Genomic DNA, 11,145 nt, shown 5'->3' on the forward strand with positions numbered 1-11,145 from the left:
AGAACGGAAGGGGGCGCGTGGGGGAATCAACAGCTCCGAGGAAAAGTCCACCACTTGAGGGGCAGAAAACAACGGCCATTGAACATTCAGGGCCGACGCTCAACACTTCGGCTCGACACTTCGCTTTGGAAAGGGCCCCGGCGCGCCGGGCCTAAAGCTTAACCATGCGCGCGGCGATGCGGGCGCAGTCGCAGGCGGCCTTCTTCTCGAAGGTGTTGTAGTCGACGACCCGGCCCTCGGCGCAGGGCTTGTCGCTGATGGCGCGCACGACGACGAGGGGCACGCCGTTGAGATAGGCGGCCTGCGCGATGGTGCAGCCCTCCATCTCGCAGCACAGGTCGCCGAAGGTGCGAGGATTCGCTCCTTCTGTTCCGCGGGCGAGACGAACTGGTCGCCGGAGACGACGCGGCCCTTGAGGACCTTAATGTCGGGGGCGACGGCGGCCGCGGAGGCGCACGCCGCCAGCAAGGGCCGGAACGGATCGCGCAAGATCAAGGCGTCGCCCGGGAGGTCGGGCGTTACCGTCAGCCGGCGCCGCGTCTGCCGCATCATGAGGGAGAACGGCCTGGCCGGCGCATACGGCAGGAAGAGGTTCAAGGTGCACCCCGGGGCGGTCAACGAGGCCGACGTGCCGAACGTCGTCGCGCGCGGCTTCGGCGGCAGGGCGCCGTGCACCCATATATGCAGCGACTTGGCCTGCGTGCGCGTCGGGGCGTCGTGGAACTACGTCTGCCTGCTCGTCGACCTCTGCAACGGGGAGATCGTCGGCCACTCCGAAGGACCGAGGAGGGACGCGCGAGCGCCGAGCCAAGCTCTTGGATTACGTGCACTGGTACAACAACTTCAGGATCCACTCGACGCTGGGCTACATGTCGCCGGTCGAGTTCAGGGAGGCGGGGCCGTCCCTCCCGGAATCGTCCAAATAAGTGTTGCCAATCCATAGCCAATCCAGCCATCATCTTCGCGAAGGCGGACGTCAGGAAAAGCTCGGCTTGAGCTCGGTCGGACGCGGTCTGTGGGGCATCATTCAGGCTCAGGGGGTCTCCTTGTTTTCTTCGGTCGCAACCTGAATGATAGGGACGGCCCCTTCTCTCTTTCCCCTTCGTTTTCGACGCGTCACCCTCTCGGCGGGCTTAAGGCCCGCACTCGCGGGTGCAGGGGCTACGCCCAAATCCCAAAAACATAACGCCGTGCTCGAAGCGTTTCCGGACGTCAGCGTAATCTCAAATCCCGTTCGTCAACTCATGGGCAAGCCACCTGAGACTACTCATTTCTCCTACTGGCAATGAAGACCTGCGACCTGCAGTTTTGCAAACTGCTTGAAAGCCACCTGCGTTGATTCACTTCCTATTGCAGCTGGCGGCTTGCACGCGAAAAGGCATTTAAGTTTCAAAACGGGCGTTTTCGGCGCTATCGAGCCTCCAAAGACATCCCGCCGCGCCCTTTGGGACAAAAACAAAAACTCAAAGCCCTGAGTTCGAAAATAGTTTTTGGAGTTGTCCCGACTTTTGTCCCCGAAGCCGACGAAACGCGACAGGGTGTCACCTGGCGGCACTCGATTCGAGACGGCACCGAAAACTGGATGCAACCGGAATGACGGGACGGCAGAACCGAAGCCATCGAGTGGGGATAGAAAAAGGCCCGGGTGCCGTGGCATCCGGGCCTTTGCTAGCAACTTAACTGTTGCGGGCAGCTTAGAACTTGTGGCCGCACTTCTTGCAGACGCGCAGCTTATTCTTGCCGTCCTTCTCGTGACCGACGCGGGTAACCTTACCGCACTCGGGGCAAACGAGATTGACGTTGGAGGCGTCGATGGGAGCCTCCTGCGAAACGATGCCGCCCTGCTGGTTGGCAGCGTTGGGCTTGACGGCCTTCTTGACGACCGAAACGCCCTCGACAACGACCTTGTTCTCGGCGGGGAGAGCACGCAGGACAACGCCCTGCTTGCCGCGATCCTTACCAGAGAGAACCTGGACCTTATCGCCCTTCTTGATATACATATATCTCCCCTAACTACAGGGTCTCGGGAGCGAGCGAGACGATCTTCATGTACTTCTTGTCACGAAGCTCGCGAGCGACGGGCCCGAAGATACGGGTGCCGACGGGCGAACCATCGTTGTTGATGACAACGCAGGCGTTCTCATCAAAGCGAATGTAGGAGCCATCCTTGCGGCGGATCTCCTTAACGGTGCGAACGACGACGCAACGGACAACGTCCTTCTTCTTGACGTTGGCGCCAGGGGTAGCCTCCTGGACAGCACCGATGAACACATCGCCGATGCCTGCATAACGACGCTTGGAACCGCCAAGCACCTTGATGCAGCGAATCTTGCGAGCGCCGGAGTTGTCGGCGACGTTCAGCATGGTTTGCATCTGAATCATGGTAGATGTTCCTCCGAACTAAGAACCGAAGAGAGGTGCGCAGCCTTTATACGGCCCGTGGTATGCAAGCCAGACATACGCACATCTTCGGAAACGTACAAGTCGTAAGAGCGACTGCTTATTTAGCGCGCTCGACGACCTCGATGAGGCGCCAACGCTTCATCTTGGACATAGGACGGGTCTCCATAACGCGGACGGTATCGCCCACGCCAGCCGTGCACTCCTCGTCGTGAGCGTGCAGCTTCTTGGAGCTGGTCATCATCTTGCCGTACTTGGGGTGACGCTTGCGCTCGGTGATGGTGACAACAATGGTCTTGGCACCGGAGACGGAGGTAACGACACCCGTACGGACCTTACGCGAGTTACGCGAATCAGTCATGTTCTCTCCTTAGGTCCTACTCGGCGACAGCGGACTTCTCCGCTGCGATCTCGCGGGCGCGCTGCTCCGTGAGGACGCGAGCGATGTCCTTCTTCACGGTGTTTACGCGAGCGGTGTTGTCCAGCTGGCTGGTGGCCATCTGGAAACGAAGGTTAAAGAGCTCGGCGCGCATTTCCTTCAGCTTCTCAACGAGCTGAGCGTCCGAGAGCTCACGAATCTCTGCGGGCTTCATTAGTTCTCCTCCTTGGCGGCGGCGGCGTCCTCAGCAGCCCACTTGGCCTCGAGAGCGGCCTCCTCAGCCATCTCCTTCTCGATGCGCTGCTCAGCGTTCTTGGCAGCAACAATCTTGGTCTTGATGGGGAGCTTGTGCTGCGCAAGACGCAGAGCCTCGCGAGCGACCTCCTCGGGAACACCCTTGACCTCGAACATGATGCGGCCGGGCTTGACGACGGCCACCCACTCCTCGGGGTTACCCTTACCAGAACCCATGCGAGTCTCGGCAGGCTTCTTGGTGATGGGCTTATCGGGGAAGATCGTGATGTAGACACGACCGCCACGCTTCATGTAGCGGGTCATGGCAATACGAGCGGCCTCAATCTGACGGTTGGTGATCCAATGGGCCTCGAGAGCCTGGATACCAAACTCGCCGAAATGCAGCTCGGTATTACCCTTGGCCTGGCCCTTCATGGAGCCACGCTGCACCTTGCGGTGAAGAATACGCTTAGGGGCAAGCACTACTGACCCCTCCTCTCGGAGTTACGACGACGAGGACGGGAAGAGCCCTCGAGTGCAGGGTTGGGAACGGGCTGGCCCGGGAGCTTCTCGCCCAGGTAGATCCAGACCTTCACGCCGCAAGCGCCCATGGTGGTGCTGGCGACAGCCGTGCCATAGTCGATCTTGGCGCGGAGGGTGTGCAGAGGCACGCGACCCTCACGGTACCACTCACGACGGCCCATCTCGGCACCGCCGAGACGACCGGAGCACTGGATACGGATGCCCTTAGCGCCGGCCTTGCGGGCGGACTGGACAGCCTTGCGCATAGCGCGACGGAAGGCAACGCGGCCCTCGAGCTGCTCAGCGATGGACTGAGCAACGAGGTTGGCGTCGAGCTCGGGGCGCTTGATCTCGACAACGTCGACGGAGAGCTGGCCCTTGGAGACGCCAGCGACCTTCTCGAGCTCGGTGCGGAGGGTATCGATCTCGGCACCCTTCTTACCGATGACAACGCCGGGGCGAGCGGTGAGGATGATGACCTTCACCTTGTCGCCAGCGCGCTCGATCTCGACGCGGGAGACAGCTGCGCGGGAAAGACGCTTCTCGAGGTACTTGCGGATCTCGAGATCGTTACCGAGGGTCTTAGCGTAATCCTTCTCTGCGAACCAGCGGGAGCGCCAGTTCTCGGTGATGCCAAGACGGAAGCCGGTGGGGTAGACTTTCTGACCCATACAGCTTTACGCCTCCTTTCGAGGAGCAACGACGACGGTGATGTGGGAAGTACGCTTCAGAATGCGAGAAGCGGAACCCTTGGCGCGGGGACGGATGCGCTTAAGCGTCGGACCCTCGTCAACATAGGCAGCGGCGACAACCAGGTTGTCGGCACGCAGACCGTTGTTGTTCTCGGCGTTCGCAACGGCGGAACGGAGAACCTTCTCGACATCCACGGCGACGGCGCGGTCGCAGAAGTGGAGGATGTCGAAGGCCTGAGAGACAGGCTTGCGGCGGATCAGATCGACCACCAGGCGGGCCTTGCTGGGGGAAACACGCACGTACTTAGCGACGGCGCGAACCTCGGTGGCCTCAGTTTCAATAGACTTAGTTGCCATTTACGGTTAACCCCCTATTTGGCCTTGTGGCCACGGAACGTACGAGTCGGCGCGAACTCGCCGAGCTTGTGACCAACCATGGACTCGGTAACATACACGGGCACATGCTTGCGGCCGTCGTGGACGGCGATGGTGTGACCAACCATCTCGGGGAAGATGGTGGACGCGCGGGACCAGGTCTTCACGACGTCCTTCTTGCCAGCCTCGTTCATCGCGGTGATACGCGAGAGAAGGCGAGTCTCCACGAACGGGCCCTTTTTGAGACTTCTGCTCATAAGTGCTTTCTCCTAAAACTCGGTATCCGAAATTACTTCTTACGGCGACGAATGATGTGCTGGTTCGAGACCTTCTTCTTCTTGCGCGTACGAAGGCCCTTCGTCGGCTTACCCCAGGGGGTAACAGAGGGACGACCAGAGGTGTGGTTCTTGCCCTCGCCACCGCCGTGCGGGTGGTCGACAGGGTTCATGACGGTACCGCGGACGGTCGGGCGCACGTTCATGTGACGCTTACGGCCGGCCTTGCCGATGACGATGTTGGCGTGATCGGCGTTGCCGACCTCACCGACGGTGGCGCGGCAGGTAACGAGGATGCGGCGCATCTCGGAGGAAGGCATACGGACGATAGCGTACTTGCCCTCCTTACCCATCAGCTGGCAGGAGTTACCGGCGGAACGGGCGATAGCAGCGCCCTTGCCCGGCTGGAACTCGACGGCGTGGATGAGCGTACCGACGGGGATGTCGGCGAGGGGCAGAGCGTTGCCCGGCTTGATGTCGGCGTCAGAACCGGACATGATGGTCTGACCGACCTCGAGGCCCTTGGGGGCCAGGATGTAGCGCTTCTCACCGTCAGCGTAGTGCAGCAGAGCGATGCGAGCGGAACGGTTCGGATCGTACTCGATCGTGGCAACCTTGGCGGGCACGCCGTCCTTGTTGCGCTTGAAGTCGATCACGCGGTAACGACGCTTCACGCCGCCGCCCTGGTGGCGGGTGGTGATGCGGCCGTTGTTGTTACGACCGGCCTTCTTGGGCAGGGGCTCGAGAAGAGACTTCTCGGGCTTGGTGCAGGTGATCTCGGAGAAGTCGGAGATCGTCTGCCAACGCCTACCAGCGGAGGTCGGCTTAAGGTGCTTTACAGCCATTACAATCCCTTTCAATAGGAATCCGTTAGCCATCGCAGACAGGGATTCGAGGTTCTGCCTCGGGTGCGATGACACCGGACGTATACACGGTTCCGGGCGTGTCCATTTTATACGCCCAAAACCTTGAGCTCTCGCCTCCCCTATTTGGGAGGCATGAGCTCACTCAACAGCAGCGAGTCTTAGGCCTGGTTGCCAAAGACCTCGATGGTGTCGCCCTCGGCCAGCGTGACGATGGCCTTCTTCCAAGAACGGGTCTTGCCAGCGACATAGCGCACGCGCTTGGTCTTAGGCTTGACCGTCAGGGTGTTCACGCGAACGACCTTGACGCCGAAGATCTCCTCGACAGCGTCCTTGATCTGATACTTGTTAGCATCCTTGGCGACCTCGAACGTGTACTTGTTCTGCTCCATGCCGGAGAAGGAACGCTCGGACACGATCGGACGGATGATGATCTCGTGGGCGGTCATTTATGCAAGCACCTCCCCGAAGTGAGCGGCGATGTCGGCGGGCATCAGCACGGCGTTGTTGTTGACGAGATCGTAGGTGTTGGCCTCGTCGGCAGTGATGATGAACGTCTTGGGAATGTTGCGGAACGACAGGTAGGCGTTGACGTCCTCGTCGCGAACGATGATGGTCAGACGCTTGCCCTCAAGGCCGAGAACCTTGAGCATGGCGACGGCAGCCTTGGTGGAAGGCTTCTCGAAGCCGTAGTCGTCGACGAGCACGAGCTCGCCATCGGCCAGCTTGGCGGACAGCGCGGAGCGCATAGCCAGCTTGACCTCCTTGTTGTTCATACGCTTAGCGTAGGAACGGGGCTTGGGGGCGAAGACAACGCCACCGTGACGCCACTGGGCAGCACGGATGGAACCCTGGCGGGCACGGCCGGTGCCCTTCTGACGCCAAGGCTTCTTGCCGCCACCGGAAACCTCAGAGCGACCCTTAGCAGACTGGGTGCCCTGACGCCAAGAGGCCATCTGGCACTTGACGATGTGGTGCATAACGTGGATGTTCGGCTCGATGCCGTACACCTCAGCGGCGAGCTCGGCCTCGGCGACCTTCTTGCCCTCGCTGTTCTTTACTTCAAACTTTGCCATTTAAGTGTTCTCCTTGGTATGACGCTGGGCTAAATGGGCTGGGCCCTTAGGCCATACGGATGGCGACGAGACCATTCTTGGCACCCGGGACAGCGCCCTTGACCAAGATGAGGTTCTGCTCGGCATCGATGCGGACAACGGAAAGGTTCTTGACGGTAACGCGCTCGTTACCCATGTGACCGGCCATCTTGACGCCCTTGAGGACGCGCGCAGGATAGGCGCACTGACCGATAGAACCGGGGTGACGCTGGAAGTGAGAACCATGCGTCATAGGACCGCGGCGCTGACCCCAGCGCTTGATGCGACCCTGGAAGCCCTTACCCTTGGAGGTACCGATGACGTCGACCTTCTCGACATCAGCGAAATCAGCGACGGTGACGACCTCGCCGACCTTGTGCTCCTCGCCGTTCTCAACGCGGACCTCACGAAGGAAACGGACAGGCTCGACGCCAGCCTTGGCGAAGTGACCAGCCATGGGCTTGTTCACGTTCTTGGCCTTGATGTCGCCGAAACCGATCTGGACGGCGTCATAGCCGTCGGTTGCCTGAGTTTTAACCTGCGAGACAGCGCAGGGGCCAGCCTGGATGACCGTGACGGGAACGACGTTATCGCTCTCGTCCCAAACCTGGGTCATGCCAATCTTGCGGCCGAGAATCATGCTGATCAAGATATGATCCCAACTCTCGCGTGGTCTTGGGACAATGCGTACACCACCGAGCGTACGCCCCTAGAGGACCACTACTTACACGACGTGCTCCCCAGCCTTGTATTTCGCCCGGACTACCTGACAACCCTATTAAGCAGGCATTTTGTCCAGCCAGAATACTCCCCTGGTTACACACAGCTGTTTAGTATACACGGCTGCGGGCGTATCCATCGAGATTCATATTTCACTCACATTGTTTACGCAGGTAAAGTGCGTGGCACGTTCCCAGTGTGCGGCGGAGGGGGCGGGCCTGAGACATATTAAGGTTGCTGCTCTACAGTCCTGCTCACGACGGAGAGCACATTAAGTGCTCTCCTGTTCGTGCGGAACTCGCGACAACCTTAATATGTCTCAGGCCCGCCCCCTCCGCCGCACACTGGGAACGCCACGTTGATGTCTGCTTAACTCTGCTCGTTCAGGCTAATGACTTTGTTGGGGGTCCACAATTTGCTGCAAGGTGAACTTGCATTGGGGCGCATCGTCCTCTTCTCGCGCATCATCAAAATCGAAAATCATGATGGCGCAATTGGGGAGTTTTGCTGGGAGCTCGAAACCCTCTGGGGCTGCAGCCTTGATGAATTGGCGGCTGGCGCTGCCGTGGCTTACTGCTAGGAGGGTTTCGATGCCCTCGGCGCCCATGAGATTGGTGAGGGTGCCCACCATGCGCTCCTGCAGGGCATGGCTTCCTTCTCCGCCAAATGGGATCAGGTCCTCGCCGGGGTCCCAGACGTCGGTGGGTAGGGCGTCGTGGGGGCCTTCTTCGAAGGTGCCGTAGCTGCGCTCGATGATGCCTTCGCAGGGCTCGACTGCTGCATCCCGGCCGAGGAGTTCGGTTGCGACGAGACTTGCCGTGTCCATGGCTCGGCCTAAGGGCGAAGAGACCACTTTGTCGGGGACGACGCCGTGGGCTTTGAGCCATGCGGCTGCCATTCCCGCTTGTTTGCGGCCGAGGTCGGTCAACGGAGAATCGCAGCGGCCCTGGACCAGCTTTTTAACGTTGAATTCTGTCTGACCGTGGCGGAGTAGATATAGACGCTTCATGCTCTCCCCTTCTGTATAACTTGCTCTACCGGCGCAGCCCTACTCGTGGGTATGGCCTACGTAGTCTTCGTCGATCGTGATCTTGGCAATCGACTTGGGATATTCGGATTCGACACGTTTCGCCAACGCGCGCTTTAGGTCCTCGGCGTTCATCGCCAAATCCGAGGGTCGCACGCAGTCAAAAATCACATTGGTGTGCGTGGGGCCCGGTACGCAACGCAAGTCGTGAATCGAAAGGCGGCTATCAATCTCCTGAGCCATGGCGTGAATGCGCAAGCGCATGCTCGCCACTTTGGGGTCGTCGGTCACGATGGGGTCGTAATGGAGCGTGACGATCATGCCGTCTTCGTTCCTAAACGACTGCTCGATGTTATCGAGCGTGTCGTGGCTTTCCAGCGGGCTTGCCTCGGCCGCCATCTCGGCGTGCGCGCTTGCAAACTTCCTGCCCGGACCGTAATCGTGAACCATTAGGTCATGAACACCCAAAACGCCGGGGTAGCTCATGATCTTGTCTCGGATGTGCTTGACCAACTTGGGATCGGGTGCCTGGCCCAAAAGCGGGCTTACCGTATCCTGGATGAGCTCAAAGCCGCTCCAGCCAATATAGGCGCCAACGGCAAGGCCGACCCATGCGTCAAGATTGATGTGCGTCACCTGCGAAACAATTGCGCACGCCAGCACAGCACCCGTAGCTAGGACATCGTTCTTTGAGTCCTGAGCGGTCGCATGCAGCGTCTCGGACTCAATACGATCGCCGAGCTTTTGGTTGAGGGCCGCCATCCAGAGCTTTACGACCATCGAAAGCACTAGAACCGCCACCAGGGCAAGCGAGAACTCGACAGGCTCGGGGTTGACAATTCGCTCCACCGACGACTTCACCAGCTCAACGCCAATCAGCAGCACGAGCGCCGCCACGACCAGACCCGAGAGATACTCGTAGCGGCCATGTCCGTAAGGATGCTCGGGGTCGGCCGGCTTGCCCGCCAGCTTAAAGCCAAGCACGCTCACGATGTTCGAGCTGGCATCAGACAGGTTGTTCATAGCGTCCGCCACAATCGAAACCGATCCCGACAGCACGCCAATTGCACCCTTCGCAGCGCAAAGCGCAACATTGGCGAGAATACACACTATGCCCGTCAACGTTCCCACGCGCGCACGGTCGCCCTGCGCACGACGAACAATCCACTCGACCATCCTCATCAGTCCCCACGGTACTACCTATATATCTATTGCTCAAACGGATTGTAGTGTAGCCACTTTGTCCTCCAGATACAAAAAGGCCGCAGCCCACACGGGCCGCAGCCTTGGAATATGACAAAGGAATCGTCCTTTTGTCGCACAGATTTATGCGCTTGCTTCAGCAGCGCTCGCCACTGTTTCGAGCGAATCAGCTTCGTCTTCTGCCGCCTGCACCTTTGTCGGCACCACGCCAAAGCAGTAGCTCAGCACCGCAGACACCGCAAATGCTGCGCCGCCGGCAGCGCAGCACCACAGCAGATTCGAGATGCCGCCCGTGGCAAAGCCAATGACCATAAGAACATTCGTCATACCGATAGTATAAGCCGTAACGTGGCCTACGGCCGCAACAAGGCCTCCGACGGCGCCGCCAACGGCCATGCACGTCAGACACCTGCCATATTTAAAGCCGCATCCGTACAGCGCTGGCTCGCTTACGCCGCCAAGAATACCCGAGATTGAATAGCCCAGCATGAGCGCCTTCTCGTCCTTATCCGCAACGCGGAGCGACGCGCCAAAGGGCATACCCCAAACGGCGAACGTTGCCATCGTCGCGGCGATCAGGATGCACGAATCCGTTCCCACACTCATAAACTGCGCATAGGCGAGCGATAGGACAACGTTGCTGACACCCGCGATCTTAAGAAACTCCCAGCCCGCGGCAAGCCCCATGAGCGTGAGCAGCGACACGATGCCACCGGAATTGCCAAGCATAAACATAAGCTGTCCCAACAGCATGCCCAGATAGCTGCCTGCCGGCGCCGTAACACACAGCGACACCGGAACCATAACGAGCATGGTTGCAAACGGTACAAAAGAAAACGCCACAGCCTGAGGGATAGTGCGCTTAAAGAAACGCTCCACCTGCCATAGCACGGGCACCGAGATGAGAACCGGAATAACAGTCGTTGTGTAATCGTTGACCGGCGCGGGAAGCAGACCATACACGAAAGCCATCGCTGCCCCCGTCGTCGATGCGGCATCGACGAGCTTAAGCAGATCGGGCGCAATCAATACGCCGCCCAGCATCATGCCCAGCTGCTCCGAGCAACCGAGCTGGCGGGCGGCCGCCCAACCAAGATAAATGGGCAAAAAGTAGTAGCCGGCGTTATAGAGCCAACTGTAGAACAGGCGATAGATTTCGGAATCGGCAGACCACAGGCCCAGCATGCCTTCGCCCATAACGACGGCGGCGGTGCGGAACAACGCCGCGCAAACAATAAACGGCAGCGCCGACATCATGCTTTTGGACAGATAGTCCACCACGGCCATGGCGTTTGATGAAACCGTCGTTGTAAACGAGGTGTTAGAAACTTGTGACATGGAACGCCTTTCCCAATGTGACA

General features: G+C 59.5%; 15 protein-coding genes and 3 pseudogenes. 2 read left to right on the top strand and 16 right to left on the bottom strand.

Annotated features, from left to right (window positions below; genetic code table 11):
* Nucleotides 1–151: 151 nt before the first annotated feature.
* Nucleotides 152–343: pseudogene (locus tag DWV58_RS00580) on the bottom strand (5'-methylthioadenosine/adenosylhomocysteine nucleosidase); the annotation flags it as partial.
* Nucleotides 344–424: 81 nt separating this feature from the next.
* On the opposite strand from DWV58_RS00580, the pseudogene DWV58_RS09960 reads away from it, so the two are divergent.
* Nucleotides 425–532: pseudogene (locus tag DWV58_RS09960) on the top strand (hypothetical protein); the annotation flags it as partial.
* Nucleotides 533–824: 292 nt separating this feature from the next.
* Nucleotides 825–926 carry an IS3 family transposase gene (locus DWV58_RS09965; protein ID WP_231501554.1) on the top strand — a complete coding sequence of 34 codons (102 nt, stop codon included), beginning with the start codon at nt 825–827 and terminating at the stop codon, nt 924–926.
* A 768-nt stretch (nt 927–1,694) separates the two neighbouring features.
* Here the strand turns inward: DWV58_RS09965 and rplX are convergent.
* The 15 genes and pseudogenes from rplX to DWV58_RS00660 form a co-directional block, all read right to left on the bottom strand.
* Nucleotides 1,695–2,000: a 50S ribosomal protein L24 gene (gene rplX, locus DWV58_RS00590; RefSeq protein ID WP_006235043.1), complete on the bottom strand. Its 306-nt coding sequence runs from the start codon at nt 1,998–2,000 to the stop codon at nt 1,695–1,697.
* Nucleotides 2,001–2,013: 13 nt separating this feature from the next.
* Nucleotides 2,014–2,382, bottom strand: a complete 369-nt coding sequence (rplN, locus tag DWV58_RS00595; RefSeq protein ID WP_006235041.1) for a 50S ribosomal protein L14 — start codon at nt 2,380–2,382, stop codon at nt 2,014–2,016.
* A gap of 118 nt (nt 2,383–2,500) precedes the next feature.
* Nucleotides 2,501–2,761, bottom strand: coding sequence for a 30S ribosomal protein S17 (gene rpsQ / locus DWV58_RS00600; protein ID WP_006235040.1), 261 nt, complete (start codon nt 2,759–2,761; stop codon nt 2,501–2,503).
* Between the two features lie 16 nt (nt 2,762–2,777).
* On the bottom strand, nt 2,778–2,993 hold the full coding sequence (gene rpmC / locus DWV58_RS00605) for a 50S ribosomal protein L29 (protein ID WP_006235039.1): 216 nt from the start codon (nt 2,991–2,993) through the stop codon (nt 2,778–2,780).
* 107 nt (nt 2,994–3,100) lie between these two features.
* A pseudogene (gene rplP / locus DWV58_RS00610) lies at nt 3,101–3,496 on the bottom strand (50S ribosomal protein L16); the annotation flags it as partial.
* Nucleotides 3,496–4,206 (bottom strand): 30S ribosomal protein S3, encoded by a 711-nt coding sequence (gene rpsC / locus DWV58_RS00615; protein ID WP_006235037.1) that lies wholly within the window; start codon nt 4,204–4,206, stop codon nt 3,496–3,498. The gene rpsC and the pseudogene rplP, both read right to left, overlap by 1 nt.
* Nucleotides 4,207–4,212: 6 nt before the next feature.
* The gene (gene rplV / locus DWV58_RS00620) at nt 4,213–4,584 is read right to left on the bottom strand and encodes a 50S ribosomal protein L22 (protein WP_117775846.1); all 372 of its coding nucleotides are present in this window, start codon (nt 4,582–4,584) and stop codon (nt 4,213–4,215) included.
* 14 nt (nt 4,585–4,598) lie between these two features.
* Nucleotides 4,599–4,859, bottom strand: coding sequence for a 30S ribosomal protein S19 (gene rpsS / locus DWV58_RS00625; RefSeq protein WP_006235035.1), 261 nt, complete (start codon nt 4,857–4,859; stop codon nt 4,599–4,601).
* 32 nt (nt 4,860–4,891) lie between these two features.
* The gene (gene rplB / locus DWV58_RS00630) at nt 4,892–5,722 is read right to left on the bottom strand and encodes a 50S ribosomal protein L2 (RefSeq protein ID WP_055250219.1); all 831 of its coding nucleotides are present in this window, start codon (nt 5,720–5,722) and stop codon (nt 4,892–4,894) included.
* A gap of 179 nt (nt 5,723–5,901) precedes the next feature.
* On the bottom strand, nt 5,902–6,189 hold the full coding sequence (gene rplW, locus DWV58_RS00635; protein ID WP_006235033.1) for a 50S ribosomal protein L23: 288 nt from the start codon (nt 6,187–6,189) through the stop codon (nt 5,902–5,904).
* Entirely contained in the window at nt 6,190–6,816 is a 627-nt protein-coding gene (gene rplD, locus DWV58_RS00640; protein ID WP_117775847.1) for a 50S ribosomal protein L4, read from the bottom strand.
* A 46-nt stretch (nt 6,817–6,862) separates the two neighbouring features.
* Entirely contained in the window at nt 6,863–7,483 is a 621-nt protein-coding gene (rplC, locus tag DWV58_RS00645; RefSeq protein ID WP_117775848.1) for a 50S ribosomal protein L3, read from the bottom strand.
* 459 nt (nt 7,484–7,942) lie between these two features.
* Nucleotides 7,943–8,563, bottom strand: coding sequence for a histidine phosphatase family protein (locus DWV58_RS00650; protein ID WP_117775849.1), 621 nt, complete (start codon nt 8,561–8,563; stop codon nt 7,943–7,945).
* Between the two features lie 39 nt (nt 8,564–8,602).
* Nucleotides 8,603–9,757: a cation diffusion facilitator family transporter gene (locus DWV58_RS00655; RefSeq protein WP_192934459.1), complete on the bottom strand. Its 1,155-nt coding sequence runs from the start codon at nt 9,755–9,757 to the stop codon at nt 8,603–8,605.
* Nucleotides 9,758–9,907: 150 nt separating this feature from the next.
* The gene (locus tag DWV58_RS00660) at nt 9,908–11,122 is read right to left on the bottom strand and encodes a PTS fructose transporter subunit IIB (protein WP_117775850.1); all 1,215 of its coding nucleotides are present in this window, start codon (nt 11,120–11,122) and stop codon (nt 9,908–9,910) included.
* Nucleotides 11,123–11,145: the final 23 nt, after the last annotated feature.

This window comes from Collinsella sp. AF11-11, from assembly GCF_003465485.1.
Taxonomy (GTDB): domain Bacteria; phylum Actinomycetota; class Coriobacteriia; order Coriobacteriales; family Coriobacteriaceae; genus Collinsella.

Coding starts and splice junctions, on each gene's coding strand:
- rplX (WP_006235043.1), bottom strand. CDS start 2,000: ATGTATATCAAGAAGGGCGATAAGGTCCAGGTTCTCTCTGGTAAGGAT.
- rplN (WP_006235041.1), bottom strand. CDS start 2,382: ATGATTCAGATGCAAACCATGCTGAACGTCGCCGACAACTCCGGCGCT.
- rpsQ (WP_006235040.1), bottom strand. CDS start 2,761: ATGACTGATTCGCGTAACTCGCGTAAGGTCCGTACGGGTGTCGTTACC.
- rpmC (WP_006235039.1), bottom strand. CDS start 2,993: ATGAAGCCCGCAGAGATTCGTGAGCTCTCGGACGCTCAGCTCGTTGAG.
- rpsC (WP_006235037.1), bottom strand. CDS start 4,206: ATGGGTCAGAAAGTCTACCCCACCGGCTTCCGTCTTGGCATCACCGAG.
- rplV (WP_117775846.1), bottom strand. CDS start 4,584: ATGGCAACTAAGTCTATTGAAACTGAGGCCACCGAGGTTCGCGCCGTC.
- rpsS (WP_006235035.1), bottom strand. CDS start 4,859: ATGAGCAGAAGTCTCAAAAAGGGCCCGTTCGTGGAGACTCGCCTTCTC.
- rplB (WP_055250219.1), bottom strand. CDS start 5,722: ATGGCTGTAAAGCACCTTAAGCCGACCTCCGCTGGTAGGCGTTGGCAG.
- rplW (WP_006235033.1), bottom strand. CDS start 6,189: ATGACCGCCCACGAGATCATCATCCGTCCGATCGTGTCCGAGCGTTCC.
- rplD (WP_117775847.1), bottom strand. CDS start 6,816: ATGGCAAAGTTTGAAGTAAAGAACAGCGAGGGCAAGAAGGTCGCCGAG.
- DWV58_RS00650 (WP_117775849.1), bottom strand. CDS start 8,563: ATGAAGCGTCTATATCTACTCCGCCACGGTCAGACAGAATTCAACGTT.
- DWV58_RS00655 (WP_192934459.1), bottom strand. CDS start 9,757: ATGGTCGAGTGGATTGTTCGTCGTGCGCAGGGCGACCGTGCGCGCGTG.
- DWV58_RS00660 (WP_117775850.1), bottom strand. CDS start 11,122: ATGTCACAAGTTTCTAACACCTCGTTTACAACGACGGTTTCATCAAAC.